Annotated in this window: 11 protein-coding genes; 3 read left to right on the top strand and 8 right to left on the bottom strand. The window is 59.3% G+C overall.

Going from position 1 to position 17,549, the window contains the following annotated elements; genetic code table 11:
* Position 1: 1 nt before the first annotated feature.
* Together AC1D06_RS31115 and AC1D06_RS31120 are read left to right on the top strand one after the other, a co-directional pair.
* The gene (locus tag AC1D06_RS31115; protein ID WP_477989789.1) at positions 2-1,384 is read left to right on the top strand and encodes an aldehyde dehydrogenase family protein; all 1,383 of its coding nucleotides are present in this window, start codon (positions 2-4) and stop codon (positions 1,382-1,384) included.
* Positions 1,384-2,529 (top strand): iron-containing alcohol dehydrogenase, encoded by a 1,146-nt coding sequence (locus AC1D06_RS31120; protein ID WP_477877918.1) that lies wholly within the window; start codon positions 1,384-1,386, stop codon positions 2,527-2,529. The genes AC1D06_RS31115 and AC1D06_RS31120 overlap by 1 nt, the downstream gene beginning before the upstream one ends.
* Before the next feature lie 61 nt (positions 2,530-2,590).
* Here the strand turns inward: AC1D06_RS31120 and AC1D06_RS31125 are convergent, their stop codons facing one another.
* From AC1D06_RS31125 to AC1D06_RS31155, 7 genes are all read right to left on the bottom strand, one after another.
* On the bottom strand, positions 2,591-4,330 hold the full coding sequence (locus AC1D06_RS31125; RefSeq protein WP_477989790.1) for a TadG family pilus assembly protein: 1,740 nt from the start codon (positions 4,328-4,330) through the stop codon (positions 2,591-2,593).
* A gap of 1 nt (position 4,331) precedes the next feature.
* On the bottom strand, positions 4,332-4,754 hold the full coding sequence (locus AC1D06_RS31130; RefSeq protein WP_477989791.1) for a TadE/TadG family type IV pilus assembly protein: 423 nt from the start codon (positions 4,752-4,754) through the stop codon (positions 4,332-4,334).
* Positions 4,755-5,173: 419 nt separating this feature from the next.
* Entirely contained in the window at positions 5,174-7,798 is a 2,625-nt protein-coding gene (locus tag AC1D06_RS31135) for a calcium-binding protein (protein ID WP_477989792.1), read from the bottom strand.
* Between the two features lie 33 nt (positions 7,799-7,831).
* Positions 7,832-10,462, bottom strand: a complete 2,631-nt coding sequence (locus AC1D06_RS31140) for a M10 family metallopeptidase C-terminal domain-containing protein (protein ID WP_477989793.1) — start codon at positions 10,460-10,462, stop codon at positions 7,832-7,834.
* A 116-nt stretch (positions 10,463-10,578) separates the two neighbouring features.
* Positions 10,579-11,301, bottom strand: a complete 723-nt coding sequence (locus tag AC1D06_RS31145; RefSeq protein WP_477989794.1) for a helix-turn-helix transcriptional regulator — start codon at positions 11,299-11,301, stop codon at positions 10,579-10,581.
* Between the two features lie 27 nt (positions 11,302-11,328).
* Positions 11,329-12,621: an NAD(P)/FAD-dependent oxidoreductase gene (locus AC1D06_RS31150; protein ID WP_477989795.1), complete on the bottom strand. Its 1,293-nt coding sequence runs from the start codon at positions 12,619-12,621 to the stop codon at positions 11,329-11,331.
* A gap of 398 nt (positions 12,622-13,019) precedes the next feature.
* Positions 13,020-13,517: a hypothetical protein gene (locus tag AC1D06_RS31155; protein WP_477877911.1), complete on the bottom strand. Its 498-nt coding sequence runs from the start codon at positions 13,515-13,517 to the stop codon at positions 13,020-13,022.
* A gap of 397 nt (positions 13,518-13,914) precedes the next feature.
* Here AC1D06_RS31155 and AC1D06_RS31160 point away from each other — a divergent pair, with 397 nt between their 5' ends.
* Positions 13,915-15,588 (top strand): caspase family protein, encoded by a 1,674-nt coding sequence (locus AC1D06_RS31160; protein WP_477989796.1) that lies wholly within the window; start codon positions 13,915-13,917, stop codon positions 15,586-15,588.
* Between the two features lie 392 nt (positions 15,589-15,980).
* On the opposite strand, the gene AC1D06_RS31165 is transcribed toward AC1D06_RS31160, so the two are convergent.
* Entirely contained in the window at positions 15,981-17,354 is a 1,374-nt protein-coding gene (locus tag AC1D06_RS31165; RefSeq protein ID WP_477877909.1) for an aminotransferase class I/II-fold pyridoxal phosphate-dependent enzyme, read from the bottom strand.
* Between the last annotated feature and the right edge of the window lie 195 nt (positions 17,355-17,549).

Consider the following 17,549-nt stretch of genomic DNA (forward strand, 5'->3'; position numbering starts at 1 on the left):
AATGACCATGATCCAATGTATCTCGCCGGTCGATGGCTCGGTCTATGCCGAGCGTCCGGCGATGGCGTTCGACGATGCCAAGGCGGCGATCGCCAAGGTGCGCAAGGCGCAGAAGGACTGGGCGAAGCGGCCGCTCGAAGAGCGCGTATCGCTGGTGATGAAGGGCGTTGCGCGGCTCAACGAAATGGCCGACGATGTGGTGAAGGAACTCGCCTGGCAGATGGGCCGGCCGGTGAAATATGGCGGCGAATTCCGCGGCTTCAATGAGCGCTCCAATTACGTCGCCTCGATCGCGCATGATGCACTGGCGCCGATCAGCGTCGAGAAGAGTGCCGCCTTCGAACGCTATATCGCCCGCGAGCCGCATGGCGTCGTCTTCGTCATCGCGCCCTGGAACTATCCCTATATGACGGCGATCAACACCGTGGCGCCGGCGCTGATGGCCGGCAATGCAGTGGTCATCAAGCATGCCAGCCAGACGCTTCTGGTCGGCGAGCGGCTGGTGCGCGCCTTCAACGAGGCGGGCGTGCCGGACGATGTATTCATGAACATCTTCCTCGACCATGACACGACCTCGAAGCTGATCGCCGACAGCCAGTTCAATTTCATCAATTTCACCGGTTCGGTCGAAGGCGGTCGGTCGATCGAGCGCGCCGCGGCCGGCACGTTTACCGGCATCGGGCTTGAGCTTGGCGGCAAGGATCCGGGCTATGTGATGGAAGACGCCGATCTGGAACGTGCCGTCGACGTGTTGATGGATGGCGCCACCTATAATTCCGGCCAATGCTGCTGCGGCATCGAGCGCATCTATGTGAACGAGAACCTCTACGACGATTTCGTCGAGAAATCGGTCGCCTGGGTATCGAATTACAGGCTCGGCAACCCGCTTGATCCGGAAACCTCGCTCGGGCCGATGGCCAACAAGCGGTTTGCAAAGGTCGTGCGTGAGCAGATCGCCGAAGCCGTCGCCAAGGGGGCCAAGGCGCTTGTCGATCCAAAACTGTTCCCGCAGGATGATGGCGGCGCCTATCTCGCGCCGCAGATCCTTGTCGACGTCGATCATTCCATGTCGATCATGAACGAGGAAACCTTCGGTCCGGCAGTCGGCATCATGAAGGTGAAGAACGATGCCGAAGCCCTTGAACTGATGAACGATTGCAAATATGGCCTGACGGCGTCGCTTTGGACCAATGATGTCGAGCGCGCCGCGAAGCTTGGTGAACAGATCGAGACCGGCACGGTGTTCATGAACCGCGCCGACTATCTCGACCCGGCGCTGGTCTGGACCGGCGTCAAGGAAACCGGCCGCGGCGGTTCGCTGTCGATCCTCGGCTTCCATAATCTGACCCGTCCAAAATCCTATCACCTGAGGAAGCAATTCTAATGCCGATCACCGCAAACTGGAGCTACCCGACCGCCATCAAGATGGGGGTAGGGCGGATCGCCGAACTCGCCGATCATTGCAAGGCGCTCGGCATGAAGAAGCCGATCCTGATCACCGATCGTGGCCTGGCGCCGATGGCGATCACGCAGAAGGCGCTCGATGTCCTCGAAGCCGGTGGCCTCGGCCGCGCGATCTTTGCCGATGTCGATCCGAACCCGAACGACAAGAACCTCGAAGCCGGTGTCAAGGCGTTCAAGGATGGCGGCCATGATGGCGTCGTCGCCTTTGGCGGCGGTTCCGGCCTGGACCTGGGCAAATGCGTTGCCTTCATGGTGGCGCAGACGCGGCCGGTCTGGGATTTCGAGGATGTCGGCGATTGGTGGACGCGCGCCAATGTAGAAGGCATCGCGCCGATCGTCGCCGTGCCGACCACGGCCGGCACCGGCTCGGAAGTCGGCCGCGCCTCGGTGATCACCAATTCCGAGACGCATACCAAGAAGATCATCTTCCATCCGAAATTCCTGCCGGGGGTGACGATCTGCGACCCGGAACTGACGGTCGGCATGCCCAAGGTGATCACCGCGGGCACCGGCATGGACGCGTTTGCGCATTGCTTGGAGGCCTATTCTTCGCCGTTCTACCATCCGATGAGCCAGGGCATCGCGCTCGAAGGCATGCGGCTGGTCAAGGAATATCTGCCGCGCGCCTATAAGGATGGCACGGATCTCGAGGCCCGCAGGAACATGATGTCGGCAGCGGCCATGGGCGCTGTCGCGTTCCAGAAGGGGCTCGGCGCCATCCATTCGCTCAGCCATCCGGTCGGCGCGATCTATCACACCCATCATGGCATGACCAATGCAGTGGTGATGCCACCCGTGCTGCGCTTCAACCGTTCGGCGATCGAGGGCAGGATCGCCGCCGCAGCGGCCTATCTCGGAATTGCCGGCGGATTCAACGGCTTCTATGACTATGTGCTGAAGCTGCGCGAAGACCTCGGCGTTCCCGATAAGCTCTCCAGCCTCGGCGTCGGCACGGACCGGATCGACGAGATGGCGGTCATGGCGGTCGCCGATCCCTCGACCGGCGGCAACCCGGTGGAACTGACGGTGGAAGCGGCCAAGCAGCTTTTCCACGAAAGCATCTGAAGGCGAGGGGCGCGGTGCCGTTTGGCATCGCGCCACCGCTGGCGCGAGACGCGCTACGGCCTCAATTCACCAATACGGGCCGCTGGCAGCTGACGCCGGTGACCCGCACGTCCGCTTCGCCGACCTTGACGCCCAGCGTCAGCAGCGTGTTGTAGAGCACCTTGTCGATCGGCACGGTGGCAACCGAAACTGTGGTGACGAGTGCATCCTGTGCGGCCTGCGGTGTTCCGAAGGTCACGGCAAGGACATTGACGTCAAGCTTGAGGTTGCCCAACAGCGAGGTGACGAGGCTCGTCAGCGTGTCGGCGGTCGACACGCTCTTGACGTCGCCGCTACTGATCTCCGACGGCGAGAAGGTCAGCGTCTTCGGACTCATATTGGCGCTGTCGATATGGCTCAGGCCCTTGATCGTCAGCAACGAAGAACTGACGAGCGTCGCTTTCGTCACGCGCGGGTCCGTGCCGAAATTGTCGAACGCGCTGGTGTCGACATTGCCAAGGGAAATCTCGGCAATGCCCGGCACGGCTTGGACGTCGACGCTGGCATTGTTCCTGGCACCGCCGAAGCAATTGATCGCCGAAAGTTTTGCCTCGGCATCGGCGACCTCGATGTAGAGCGGTACGGTGACTTTGAGGCCGGCGATCGCCGACAGGCCATTGACCGAGGTCGTAAGGTTCACCCGCGTCTGTGCGGTTCTGACGATCGAGCCGGGCTGACCGACAGCCAACATCGGCGTGCCGGCCGGCGGTTCGCCAATGGCGATGGTCAGTTGTGTGGAGGCAAGACCTGGCACAGTGGCGCCGAGATCGATTGAGAGCTGCTTTCCAGCATTTGCCGCTGCGGCCGCGGCACTGACGAGATCAAACACCGAGGCATTCACCAGCAGGCTGCTGCCGCTGCCGATCGGCTTGTCGTCCAGGGAACCCAATTCCAAGATGTCGGCGAGTGTCAGATTGATCTGGGTCGAATTCAGCGACTTCTGCAGCTGGCCGACGATCGTGGCAACCGGTGGAGAGAGCCCGGACGTTTTCATCAGCGAGGCGAGAAATTGCCGGTAGGTGATCTTGGTGGCGAGGAGATTCTTGTAGCTGCCTGCCGTGATGCCGAGATCCAGACCCATCCTGTCCGTCAATTTCAGCGCATCGACATCGGCGTTGAGGAGGGCCTCGTAGTCCATGGCCGAGAGCGACAGCCTGGTGCCGAGCAAGCCGCCGAGCAGGCCGTTGAGTATCCCGCCGTCGATGCTGGCGAGGCGCGAGCCGACGGAAAAGGAGGCCAGCTTGTAGGCTGTCGACGTGCCGACTGCATCAAGGGTCGGTCCTGGCCCAAGAAGAGAGGCGAAGGTCAGCGCGGATTTCTGGTGGATCGACACCCTGGCAGTGTCGTAAGGCTGTGCCCCCGCGACGAAGCGTTGTTCGGGATTGATCGCCGGATCGGGCGTATAGCGTCCAAGCACAACGTCTGCATATCCATCATAACTGGTCAGGGCGGTTGCGCCGTCGAATTTGACCGTGCCGTTCAATGTCAGGAGATCAGAACCGTTACGCAATGCGAAGTTCAGCTTGTTCATCCTGAAATGCTGCAGCAGCGCTTGTTGATAATCGCTGATTTTGGCAGCGGCGACGATCGAGGCCAGGTCCGTCTGCCGCTGCAATGCCCGCTTCTGCAGAGTGAGATTTCCGTAGTCGAGCCCAACTGCGGCGGTGAGGACGATCAGCGGGGCGGCGACTGCCGTCATGATCGCGACATTGCCTTTCTTGCACCCTGCCAGGTTCGACAGCCTTTTTCCCGCATGCAACATGTCACAGCCCTCCGATGCGGATGGTGGAGAAGCGCCGGATCTGGGTATCCGGCAATACGAATGTGTAAAGGCTCCAGATCGGCAGGTTGCGGGCGTCATATTCGATCGATACGGTGAACTGATCGGGGTTGCCGGCATCGTCCTGGACGTTGACGGTCAATTTGGTTTTGTCGATCATGAAATAGTTCAGGCTGGATTTCCGGATGAAATTGTTCGCCAGCGTGCTTCGTTCCTTGGCATCGAGCCCGGCGACAGCTGTTCGTGCCGCGTCGGCGGCGATCTGCTGGATGGAATTTGCCGCGGTGAGATAGATGCCGAATGCCAGGAACGTCAAAAGCACCATGATCAGAAGCGGCGAGACCAGGGCGAATTCGACTGCAGAGGCTCCGCTGCGGTTGTGCGGAATTTTCGAGAGCAATTTCACTATATTCGCTCCGAAGCTGTATTTCATAGGAGAATATTATCATATTAGATGTTAATAATTCTCTAAAAGGTTGTGTCAATTTCAGAATGCGCGTTATTGTTCACTTCGGCTACAAAACCTTCAGGCGAAATAGTGAAAGGTGGACACGGTATCGTCGTGGCGGGGATTGGTAGGCCCGTTCATCGGGCGCGCCTTGCAAGGTCTTGTAAAAGCGCCATGAATTCCGTGCGGTCACAGGCGCCCGGCGCGCTTGGCCCATCACCGGCGTTCGCCAAACCGTCGCCTGTGTCAGCCGAATTGACAGATAAATTGTTGATGGAAACTACAGGTATCGCCCGAAAAAGCACTATACGACAATGATCGCCAGTGCCGTTACCAGATAGCGCGGCCCGCCATCGTTCGATGCTTTCGTACATTGCCTATAATGCGAAATCACCCCTCACCAGATCGATCGTGCCCTTCAGGTCGATCGTGAAATCAGCGACCTTGTCGCCGTCGAGGTCGGCCATGATGCTGGTCAGCTTGTCGTGCTGATCGAAGATGAGTTCGCCCGCAGCGCCGGTGAAATGGGCGCTTTCCTCCTTGATGAAGCTGAACGCGGCATTTCCCTTGCCGCCCCCGTTGGCGTCGAGCGTGGAGAGGTCGATTGTGTCGTCGCCGTGGGTGAAATCGGTGATCAGGTCGTGGCTGGTGCTTGGCGGCAGGAAATCCAGGGTGTTCTCGAAGACGAAGACATCCTTGCCGGCTCCACCGGTCATCGTGTCCTGGCCAATTCCACCGATAAGGTAATCGTCGCCCCCCACGCCCTTCAATATGTCGTTGCCGCTATTGCCGCCGATCGTGTTGTCCTTGCTGTCGCCAGTGATCGTATCGGCCATGCTGCCGCCAAAGACGTTCTCGAAGTTTTTGACGCTGTCGGTGGCGACACCGTTGACCTTCACCACGATCGTTTTGGTGCCGCCGATAGTCATTTCGATGCCAACGCCTTGCGTCCCGTAGCTCAGCGTATTGTTTCCGGCGCCGCCGTCGAGCTTGTTGATGCCCGCGCCGCCGTCGATCCAGTCGTCACCCTTGCCGCCGTTGACGGTGTCGTTGCCGGCGCCCATGTAGAGGAAGTCGCCCGCATCGGTGCCGTTCATCGTCGTCGCTTCGCTGGAGCCATAGAACTTCAGATATTCATAACCCGTGACCGTGCCGGCAAGCTGGCCTTCGACATAGAGACGGGTGCCGTCGAATGTGACCTTCTTGGTGATGGCATTGATTTCCAGCGTGTCCTTGCCGGAACCCAGGTCGTAGGTCGCATCGGGATCGATCGTGTCGTCCTGATAGTAGCGCAAAATCAGGGTGTCGTTGCCGGCGCCGGCATCGACCTCGTCCTTTCCACCGATGTCGACATGCAGCGTATCGTTGCCGTCGTCGCCGTTCACCGTATCGCTGCCGGTGAAGGATAGCACTGTGTCATCGCCGCCGAGGCCGTTGATGATGTCGTCGCCCGATGACGTCCAGACGGTGTCGGCCAGGTCGCCGCCGGTGATCTTCTGGTCGCCGACGCCGGTGCCGGTGATGTTGAGCGCCTCGAAATTCTTGGCAATCGCAAGCGTTTGTCCGTCGACCTTGACCTGGATCGTCGCTCCCACGGTGATGTCGAGCTGCCATTCGAGGGAGTACCAGATATCGAGCTTCAGGATGTCGTTGCCGGCGCCGCCATCGGCATGATCGACGGCGGTGTCGGGGTTGGTGGTGCTGCCATCCCAGAAATCCAGCTCGACACTGTCATTGCCGGTGCCGCCATTGAGCGTGTCGGCGCCGTAGCCGCCCTCAAGCGAGTCATTGCCGCCGTCACCGTTCAACAGATCACTGTCAAAGGTGAGCGCGGTCTGGAAACCGGTATGATCGCGATCCGCCTCGAGGAAATCGTTGCCGTTGCCGCCATTCAGCGTATCGGTCCCGGCGCCGCCTTCGAGATTGTCGCTGCCCTCGCCACCTTCGAGGTCGTCATTGCCCTTGCCGCTGTCGATGGAATCATTGCCCGCGTCGCCCCAGACGGTCTCGCTGCCGGCGGCGGTGCGGATCGAGTCATTGCCGTTGCCGCCGTGGATGTTCTTGACCGCGGTGTCGAAATTGTCGTTGCCCAGGACATAGGCCTGGTCATTGCCGTCGCCCATAGTGCCGGTATCGGCGCCGGAGCCCATGTCCCAGATATCGTTGCCCTTGCCGCCGGTGAACTGGTCCGCGCCGGCCCCGGTGTGGAAGGTGCCGCCCTTGTCGTTCGTCTCGACCGTATCGGCCCCGGACCCTGTCCAGACTTCGCCGAACGTCTCGAAATTCCTGACCTTGCCGAAGGCGCCGAGGTCCAGCGTGTTGGCGACCTTGATGTCGAGGCCCGTATCCGCGCCGGAGAGGTCAAAAGAGACGGTATCGTTGCCATCGCCACCATCGATATTCTGGATGCCGGAGCCGCCGTCGAGCACATCATTGCCGCCGCCGCCCTTGATGACATCGTCGCCGTCGAGGCCGTAGATCGTGTCATTGCCGTCGGCGCCGGCAATGAAGTCGTTGTAGATATTGCCCCAGAACTGCATCGACTCGACGCCGGTGACAAAGACGGTGTTGATGCCGTTGACCTGGGCAGTGCTGCCGCCCTGCAGCAGGCTGAAATTGATGGCGGTGACGCCGCTATAGGTCGTGTGCGAGAAGTCTATCTGAACATTGTCCTTGCCCGCGCCGCCATCGACCACGTCGCCGGTGTCCGGTGACTGGATGATCAGCACGTCATCGCCGGCGCCGCCATTGAGCGAATCCTTGCCGACAAGCTGGTTGCCGCTGCCGCCAATGCTGTCGCCGAGGTCGACCAGCCGGTCATTGCCGTCTCCGCCGAGCAATTTGTCGCTGCCGAGACCGCCGGTGAGCACATCGTTGCCGCCCTGGCCCTTCAGCGTGTCGTCGCCGGCATAGCCGTACATATATTCGGCGGCATTGTTGCCATCCATCGTGTTGTTGTCGCCGTCGCCGTACCAGGTATTGCCCGTATGCGTGACTGTCATCGTCGCCTCCCTTGGCCGCGCGGCCATGCCCGATCAGAGAATGAAATCGTTCTTGTCGAGGTTGATCGCTCCGGTGAGCTGGATATGAATGTCGGCAAAGCCGTCCTTGTTCAGGTCGGCCTCGACCACGGTGATGCCATCCTGTTTGTCGAAGCGGATTTCGGCGTGCTTGCCGTCGAAGGCCGCCCCTTCCTTGTCGAGGAAGGTGAAGGCATCGTCCTTGGCGGTTGCGGGGTTGGTGTCGAGCGGCGAAAAGTCGAGTTTGTCCTGGCCGTGCTTGAAATCGGTGACGGAATCGAATTCGCCTGGCGTGAAACCGGTGACCAGATTGAAGACAAAATGGTCCTTGCCGCTGCCGCCCGACATCGTGTCGGTGCCGGCGCTGCCGATGACGATATCGTCGCCGTCGCCACCCTTCAGCGTGTCGTTGCCGCCCCAGCCGTTGAGTGTGTTGTCGCCCTTGTCGCCGGTCAGCGTGTCGGCACCATAGCCGCCGGTGACATTCTCGAAATTCCTGATCTTGTCTTCCGCGACGCCGTTGACCTTGACCGTCACCTGCTTGGCGCCACCAAGCGTCACGCTGACGGCGCTGGAGGAAAAGTAGTTCTCGTACATGGCGGTGTCACTGCCCTTGCCGCCATCGAGTATGTCGCTGCCGCCGCCGCCCTGGATCGTGTCGTCGCCACCACCGCCAGTGGCGGCGTCGTTGAGATATTGCAGGAAGATCTGTTCGTTGCCGTTCGAGCCGACATAATCGGTCGAGCCATTCATGTCGGCGTTGAAGACAAGCGCTTCCCAGCCGGTCACCTTGGCGATCACCTTGCCGTCGAGCGTGACGTTCTGCCCATTGGTAAAGTTGATATTGTGATCCCAGGCGTTGATCGTCAGTATGTCGTCGTTGCCGGAGCCCATGTCGAACTTGCCGGCCTGACTATTGTCGATCGCCTGGCTGAAGATCGACTGCAGCAGCAGATTGTCATTGCCGTCGCCGGTCCTGACATTGTCCTTGCCGCCCATTTCGACCGTGACGGTGTCATCGCCGTCGCCGCTGTCGATCGTGTCGCCGCCGAAAGCGGAGTCGATCATGTCATTGCCGCCGCCGGTATTGATCGTGTCACTGCCGGTGGCGATGCTGCCCAGGCGGAAACTGTCGTCCTCATCGCCGCCGGTATAGTGAAACGTGCCATTGGCGTTGATGTTGTACAGGATGCTCTCGGTGTTCTTGAGCGTCACCATCTGCGTGCCATTGACGCTGATCTTCGTGGCGGCCCCGGACGTGATGACATAGTCCCAGGATTGATTGTTCTCGAACTGGACAACGACGGAATCCTTGCCGGTGCCGCCATCGACCACGTCCAGACCCGTGTCGAGCGTTTCGCTGTCATAGGTAAGGAAGATGGAATCATTTCCGGCATCACCGTTCAGCCGGTCCGCACCGAGCCCGCCGCCGATGCTGTCGTCGCCCGCGCCGCCGCTGACAGTGTCATCACCAGGCATATCCGTCTGGGCCGTGTCGTCATAATCGCCGTCGAGCGCGTCATTGCCGGCGCCGCCGGTGATCTGGTCGCCGCCGGCGCCGCCGCGGATCGTGTCATTGCCGGCACCGCCGTCCAGCTGGTCGTTGCCGCCCTGGCCGCTGATATAGTCGTTATCGTTTTCACCGAAGAACTGATCGCCGCCGGCCGCACCCACCAGCCAGTCATTGCCGTCTCCGCCATGGACATTCTTCGCGCCGGTATCGGCTTCGAAGCCTTCGACGGTGGCGCGATCGTTGCCGGCGCCGAGCGAGCCCGTGTCGTGGCCGCCGCCCATGTTCCAGGTGTCGATGCCCTTGCCGCCGGTGAACTGGTCATCGCCATTGCCGGTGTCGAACTCGCCGCCGCCGGCATCGCCGTCGACGATCACGTCATTGCCGCTGCCGGTATGGATTGTGCCGGCCAGCTCGACATTGGCGAGCGTGCCGAAGCCTGCCAGATCGAAGGTCTTGGTCTTGAAGTCGAGCTTGATCGCATCGGTGGCGGACGAGAGGTCGAAAGCAACGGTGTCGGTGCCGCTGCCTCCGTCGATGAACTGTTGGCCCGTGCCGCCATCGAGATAGTCGTCGCCGCCCAGGCCATGCAGGGTATCATTGCCGGCGCCGAGTTCGATATCGTCGGCAAGATTGCCGCCTTCGACAAAATCGTCGCCGATATTGCCGAGGAAGAGAAGCTTTTCAAAACCCTGAACCCAGACGGTGTTGACGCCATCGAGCGTCACCATGCTGCCGGCTTCGGTCAGAGAGAAACGGATGGGCGCCGGCGTCGGCAGCGTGGCGTCGAACCAGATGTTGATCGTGTCGGTGCCATCGTCGCCATAGGCAAAGTCGCCGGTATCGGGCGAGCGGACCGAGACATTGTCGTCGCCGCCATCGCCATGGATGATGTCGTGGCCGATCAGGCCGACATAAGTCGATGGGCTGGATGTCCAGTCATAGATCGTATCGTTGCCATCGCCGCCGGAGACATTGTCATCGCCGACACCGGCGTCGATATAGTCGTTGCCGCCCTGGCCCTTGATGATGTCATTTCCAAGATTGCCATAGATGAAATCGTTGTTACCGGAGCCGGTGATCGTGTCTCCGGCGTCATCGCTGGTATAGGTATTGCCGTTTACAATGACAGCCATGAATGCCCCCAACAATTCTGGAGCATTCTCAGTGGTTCTGTTCGCCTGTCAGTCCCCCAAACAGGGGATCATTTACGAATTTTTAATGAAAATACAGTTGTCCGGGCACGGGTTTATCATCCGGGGATGATCGCCAGTGCCATGGCCAGAGCCGCAAGCTCCGCTCTATTACGCGCATCGAGCTTGCGCTTGGCCCGCTCGGCATGTTCGTGGACGGTCGAGCCGCTGATGCCGAGCGCCTCGCCCGTCTTGCTGTCTGAGAGGCCTTCCGCGATCAGCTTGAGGCAGTCGATCTCGCGCGGCGTCAGTCCTGCCGGCGGCACGCGAAAACCGTCGCGCGGCACGTGGTAGCGCATCCGCTCCTGGAAGACGAGGGAGGCCGGCGTCAGGTCGGCTTTCTGCTGCCTGTCGATAAGATGTTTATAGGCCACCAGGCTGACGATCCCGTATCGGCTGCCGCTGCGGTGCAGCGGCAGAACGAAGCCGTCGATCCAGCCTTCGGCAGCGATCTTGTTCAGCGCCTCCGTCCCGACGATCGACAGGGCGCGCCTGCTGCGCAACTCGGTCCAGGTGAAGCCGCCTGGTTCCTGGTCGAGGGCGGCGAGCAAAGGGTCGTGCTCAACCAGGCCCGACTGGAAATAGTAATTTCGCCAGCGCTCCGGCCACTCCATGGCGTGGAAGACGGTGCGCTTGCGATTGGCGATGTCTATCTCGCCGCTGGCGAAGGTGTCGATATGATACTGCTCGACAAAATGGCGGAAGCAATCGATCACCGCCTGCGACTGGACGCAGTTGAGCATGTCGGTGATCACCTGGGTGACGGTATATCTTGTGCTCACACTGGCCCCTTGTCAGTGGATCGTTTGCTACCCCATGCGTTTGTCGATGAAATGCTTGGCGAGTGCGCCGGTATTGTAGAATTGCGTCTTCAGGCCGCGCATCGGATCCGGTGAGACATCGGTGGTTTCGAGCGGCATTGCCGCCCGGTTGCCCATGGCCACGCCGGCCAAAGCCCGGCCAAACACGGTGCCGGGGGCGATGCCGCGACCGTTATAGCCGGTGATCGACCAGACATTGTCCTCCGGCTGATGAAAGACCGGCAGGTTCGTCTTGGTCATGTCGATCTTGCCGTCCCACCAATACTGGAAATCGAAATCGCCGATGAAGGGGAAGGCGGATTTGAGGAAACGGCGGGCGAAGGCGCGGTGCGTGCCGGCGGCGATCGCATCGAGCGCGCCGATCGAGCCGAAGATCAGCCGGCCGGCTTTGTCCTTGCGAAACGAGGTCATGACGAGGCCCGTGTCCCAGGTGCCATGACCTTCGGGCAGAATGCGGTCGATGACCGCCGAGGGGAGGGGATTGGTAGCGAACTGGAAATAATTCATGAAGGTGATTTCGTCCCGATGCGTGCTCCAGGCCATGGAGGGCATCAGGAAAGCATAGGCATTGGTGGCGACGATCACCTTTTCCGCCGTCACCTTGCCCCTGGGCGTGTCGAGTGCAAAACCCTGGCCGATCCGCCGGCCGTCCATAACGGGAGTGCCGGTGAATACGCGAGCACCTGCGGCGATCGCCGCCCGCGCCAGCCCATGGGCATAGGCGAGCGGCTGAACCGTACCCGCGCGCCGGTCGAGCAGGGCGCCGACAAAGCTTTTCGAACCGGTCAACCGTTCGGTGTCGGCAGCAGACAGCGCTTCCACCGGAGCGCCACGCCGCTGCCATTGCTCGGCGCGCGCCCGGTTGTCCTTGATGCCGTCTCCTCCGACGGCGAGGTGCAATGTGCCGTTATGAGCGGCCTCGCAGTCGATACCGAATTTTTCAATCAGCTGATAGACGAGGGCAGGGCCGTCGCCGAGTTCGCTGAGCAGGCGATTTCCGACCGTGGCACCCAGGCTCGCCACGATGTCATCCGGCGGCAACCACATGCCGGCATTGACCAACCCGACATTGCGCCCGGAGCCGCCAAAGCCGATCGTATTCGCCTCCAACACGACGCAATCGACGCCCGCTTCGGCCAGATGCAGCGCCGCCGAGAGCCCGGTAAAGCCACCGCCGACAATCGCGACCGAGGTCGCAATCGACTGTTCGAGCGGATGCGTGGAGGGTGCGGCCGGCGCGGAATGCGTCCAGAGGTTCTTGTGACTGCTTTCGTGAGCCATATGCCTGCGACTTCGTGGAATGCGTGTTAGGCAGGCTTAGCATGGGCGGGAAAATACGGAAACAGAGCGGGTTTCATTTTCGTATCTTTGTCTGGTCGCCGGGTTCGGCAGGCCAGCGATCTGCGTGTTGAGGGGAGTTAATTCTGGCTCTATAGCTCGGGATGAGGTGACCCATGAGCCGTAGATCCGGAACGTTTTTCACGACCGTCATCGAACGATGACCAATTGTGTGATTCCTGCGCGCCTGAAGGCGGCTCTAGCGATGATGCACTCAGCGCTGGCCAGTTGGGCATGTATTGGACGTTCGTAGCTGCGTCGGTCTATGGATGACGGCGAAGACATCGCAGCGCTTTGCGCGCCGTTGCACTGATCCGCTTTCGAGACGCCATCAAAAGCGACTATTCCGCGCCCCCAAGCGGTTCGGTGACAGTCTTCGGCTCCACGATCTTTGGCCTGGATTTCTTCTCTTGGGATGACGGTGCTGGGTAGGCGCGCTTTTCGGAAGGATTTTTTCCACTGCGTCCCGGGGTGCTGACCTTGCCTGCAGTTGCCTTGACCTTAGCCCTAACCTTTTGTTGGTTCACTTGGTCGCCTTTGGTTGTCGAATCCGGTCCAGCGTGCGAACCTTCGAGCGCCTTTTTCATCAGCTTTCGCTTCTTAAAGGGATCGTTTGTGTAGGGATCGTCGGCTGCTTGGCTCTTGTGATGGCCGCCGCCGCCAAAGACGTAGATGATATCCGGCTTGCGGTCGGCAAATACAGTTAAATCGTAATTCGAGGCGGCGCCCCGATCGGTATATGACGCACTGGTGAAACGCGGCCAGGCTTGCGCATTTCCAATAGAAAAAAATAGTGTCGCCACTGATGCTCCCGCCAGCACAAATTTCGAATTGCGCAACGTCCAATCTCCCCCACAGCTCGAACATCGGTCATCAAAAGGATATTCTATCCTACTTACAGCAAGCTACAGAAACCGCCGCAAGCTCGCAAGAACAGAGGAGAGAATTTATCTGCGTACTTTTGCRCGGCAGGACAAGCCAACGCTCCCAAAGCGCGCCTTGACATATGTGGGGGTACGTAAAACAAAGTATTATCGTGATTAACTTAAGATTTCTCAAGTAATATATGCAGATGCAGGCCAAACTGAGGCTGTCGCCTCACAAGGTGCTGCATCAGGCACGTTGTTTTAGGTGATTTTCCCGCAATTGCGAGTGGCAGGCCCTTGTTGTTACAATGCGCCATGTTAGACTGCTTGTAGCGCAACTGCCTAACTATGACTGGCGCAGAAAATGTTCATGACCGTTCGTTTGCTTGCCGCGTGCCTATTCCTGTTGTTTATCGGCTTTACCTCGGCCTTCGCTTCCGAAGACAGACGCGTCGCCCTGGTCATCGGCAATTCCGCGTACAAAAATGTCGTGGCTCTGCCCAATCCGGTCAATGACGCCCGAGCCATGAGTGCTGCGCTCGGCAGGCTCGGCTTCGACGTGACGCTGTTGACCAATGTCTCGAAGGTCGACTTCGACCAGGGGCTAGCCGACTTTTCGGAGAAGGCTAGCAACGCTGATCTCGCCCTGGTCTTTTACGCCGGCCACGGGATTGAAATGGGCGGCGTCAACTACCTGATTCCGGTCGATGCCAAGCTGAAGACAGATCTTCGAGTGCCGTTCGAAACGGTATCCCTCAATAGCGTGCTTGGCGCGGTTTCGGCGGCAAAGAAGCTGAGAATGGTGCTGCTTGACGCCTGCCGCAACAATCCATTCGCGGAAAAGATGACGAGATCGCTTGGCGCCAATCGCTCGATTGGCCGGGGACTCGCAGATTTGGCGGCCGGTCCGAACGAATTGATCAGCTATTCCGCCTTGGCCGGCAAGGAGGCTTCCGACGGCGAGAGTGGACATAGTCCCTATACCGAAGCGCTCTTGGCCAATATCGAAAAGCCCGGCATCGAGGTCGGCAAGCTCTTCCGCATCGTTGCCGATGAGGTGCAAGCCAAGACAAATGGCGAGCAGGTGCCCTATGAAAGTGCGCGACTGCCTGCGACTGATATTTTCTTGCGCGACCCGGACGTCCAGCCGCAAATCGAGGGCGAGGTCGTGAATGCGACAAATGATTCGGATGCCCGCGCGGACTGGGAAATCGCTCAAAAATCTGGAAAAGTGGATGTCCTGAGAGCCTTTGTGGAAACCCACGGCGATGCAAAAATGTACCGCTTGCTGGCTGAAGAGCAGATCGCAATATTGGAAAGGGCGGACAAACCGGGTTCGTTGGTAGAAGCGCCGGTGGAAGCTGCTATCCCCGACAAGTTTGAGTCGGCGCCTGTCACCGAGTGCGATCGACTGGCAACCGTCCCGAACGACAGGCAAGCCATCAGCCCGTTACTGGGCGTCGAGTTTGCAAAAATCCAGGCAAAGAAAGCACTTCAAGAATGCAAGAAGTCGCTGGATGCATATCCAAGCGAAGCGCGTTTTCTTTTTCTCTATGGTCGCGCGTTGTACCGAAATGACAGGGCCGAGGAGGCGATGCAGTATTATAAGCGCGCCGCGGCTCTAAACTACGGCATGGCAAACAACGGAATTGCGATGTTATATCTTAAGGGCGTGGGGACGGTCAGGAGTGGACAGGAGGCTTTCAAGTGGTTTCAGAAAGCCGCATCCTTGAACGTGTCAACGTCAATGTATTCGTTAGGTTACATGTATCAAAAAGGAGAGTTTGTTGCTAAAGACGAAAGAAAAGCGGCTGAGTGGATGGTGCGTGCACTGCAACTTGGCGATACGCTTACTTTCGGAGAGCTTTTTGTTAGAAACAACAACTGGCCGACAAGTTTTCGACGAGAGATACAGAAAGAGCTGGCTCGTATAGGATCATATGACGGCCCTGTTAACGGTGTACTGGGTCCAAGCTCCAGATCGGCGGCCGAGAAAATTATGAAGGCCAAGCTCGGAGACATTGATGCAAATAAGGCAAACTGAGTTTCTGGAAAACTCTCACGAAGCATTTTGAATATTCAGGTGTTTCTACACGGGCCACGCGTGGCAAATTCTAATGTGCAAAATGCTGGCGATCATTTCGCAAGAGCGTTCGCCCCAATTGAGTGGTTTGGCACATATTCTTCGAGGTAATCTCTGGCCTCCTGGCCCCCTACAATTTCTTCGACCCGACCGAGATTTGTTTCAGCTAGATTGGGCAGACCTGCGCTTCAATTAATCCACCACACAATATGCATTATCGGCTTGCCAGAATGCACAACAAGAAAAGACCCTGGTGAGGGGGCACCAGGGTCTTCAGGGGACGCCAAGTCGAGAAAAAGCCCCCACTTCTAAAATCGACCGAGAGCCAGCGGCCGATTTCGAAGTGGGGAGGCTTATTCTGCTGCCGCGGCGGGGAGTTCGATCGGCAGCAGCGGGGAGGTGGGCTCAGCGGTTTCGTCGTTGTCGTTGGCGGACAGCCATTCGACATGCAACTCGGCCATTTCGCGCGCCTTGACTGCAATCTCGACCATGGCGTCGATCTGCTCTTCGGTATGGTCGGCCATCACCTGCAGGCGCCAGCGGCAGGCATTGCGGGCGACGGCGGGGTGCTCGACCAGGTTGACGATGCCACCATATTCGACGGCGTAGCGGGTCATCAAGCGGGCGAGCAGGATGTCGCCGATCAGCATCGGTACGACTGCGCTCGGCTTGCCGAGCACTTCGAAACCGGCTTCTTCCAGGCCGGCGCGCAGCCTTAGACTGTTGTGAAGCAGCTTTGCCCTGCGCTGCGCGCCTTCCTCACCCTCGACGATATCAAGAGCGCCAAGGATTGTCGCGGCCTGGATGGGGGACATGGCATTGGTAAATGTCGAGGGGCCGCACTGACCGCGCAGGCCGAAGCGGAAGCCCTTGTTGTTGGTGGCGACGAAGCCGCCCATCGAGGCGAAGCTCTTGGAGAAAGCGCCGACCAGGATATCGACGCCGCCCAGCATGCCGAAATCTTCGAGCTTGCCGCGGCCGGTGGCGCCGAGGGCGCCAAGGTCATGGGCGCAATCGACCAGCAGCGTGGCATTGTGCTTGTGGCAGAGCGCCTGCAGCGCCGGAATATCGGGGAAATCGCTGTCCATCGAAAACAGCGTTTCGGTGACGACGAGGATGCCGCCCGTTTGGTCCTCGCGGCGGATGCGTTCCAGCCGGCTCTCGACCGCCCGGACATTGAGATGCGAATGCAGATGGACATTGTCGGTGGCGTCGCGGGCCGCTTCCTGGAGGCAGGCATGCGCCAGGATGTCGATCACAACATGGTCCGTCGATTTGACCAGCGTCTTGACGGCGCCATAGCCGGCTGCCCAGCCGATGGGGAACACCACCACGTCGTCAAAGCCGAGAAAAGCTTCGAGCCGGCGTTCGAGTTGCACCGAAAGTGCGGTGTTGCCCATCAGTGCGGCGGAGCCGGCGCTGTGCAGGCCGTATTGATCGATCGTCTGCTTGGCTGCTTCTATTAACTTTGGATGTGAGGAAAGTGAAAGGTAATCCTGGCTGGCAAAATTGTGGCCGCGGAATACAGTGCCGTCCCGATGGGCACCCTCGATGAATGCGCCGACGCGGCTCGTCGAGTATTTCTGGTAGGGATCGATGCCATATTGCACGCGCTTTTCCCACCAGTCGCCTGGCTCATCCCAACGGGCAAGTAGATTGGTCGGATAATTCTGTCTCTCGACCGCAGGTAGACTTGTCCTCAGCTGGCCAGGTATATTATCAAACATCGCGCACCTTTTACTACACACACAGATATGCTTCGATTCGTATCAAATTACTTACTCAGAGCATTTCATGTGCTGTTTTCATCCACATTGAAAAAACCGCTCTAAGCTTCTATAAAGATTAACAAACCGTTTATTGAAGTCAATTCTAGCGCGCGATGGCATGCGTCAAAATGGGATAATTTCCCTAGTCATGGT

It is taken from the genome of Rhizobium sp. P2_G2 (genome assembly GCF_056403555.1).

Excerpts from the sequence above, each read along its gene's own strand:
- AC1D06_RS31115 (WP_477989789.1), top strand. The coding sequence starts at position 2 with ATGACCATGATCCAATGTATCTCGCCGGTCGATGGCTCGGTCTATGCC.
- AC1D06_RS31120 (WP_477877918.1), top strand. The coding sequence starts at position 1,384 with ATGCCGATCACCGCAAACTGGAGCTACCCGACCGCCATCAAGATGGGG.
- AC1D06_RS31125 (WP_477989790.1), bottom strand. The coding sequence starts at position 4,330 with ATGTTGCATGCGGGAAAAAGGCTGTCGAACCTGGCAGGGTGCAAGAAA.
- AC1D06_RS31135 (WP_477989792.1), bottom strand. The coding sequence starts at position 7,798 with ATGACAGTCACGCATACGGGCAATACCTGGTACGGCGACGGCGACAAC.
- AC1D06_RS31140 (WP_477989793.1), bottom strand. The coding sequence starts at position 10,462 with ATGGCTGTCATTGTAAACGGCAATACCTATACCAGCGATGACGCCGGA.
- AC1D06_RS31150 (WP_477989795.1), bottom strand. The coding sequence starts at position 12,621 with ATGGCTCACGAAAGCAGTCACAAGAACCTCTGGACGCATTCCGCGCCG.
- AC1D06_RS31160 (WP_477989796.1), top strand. The coding sequence starts at position 13,915 with ATGACCGTTCGTTTGCTTGCCGCGTGCCTATTCCTGTTGTTTATCGGC.
- AC1D06_RS31165 (WP_477877909.1), bottom strand. The coding sequence starts at position 17,354 with ATGTTTGATAATATACCTGGCCAGCTGAGGACAAGTCTACCTGCGGTC.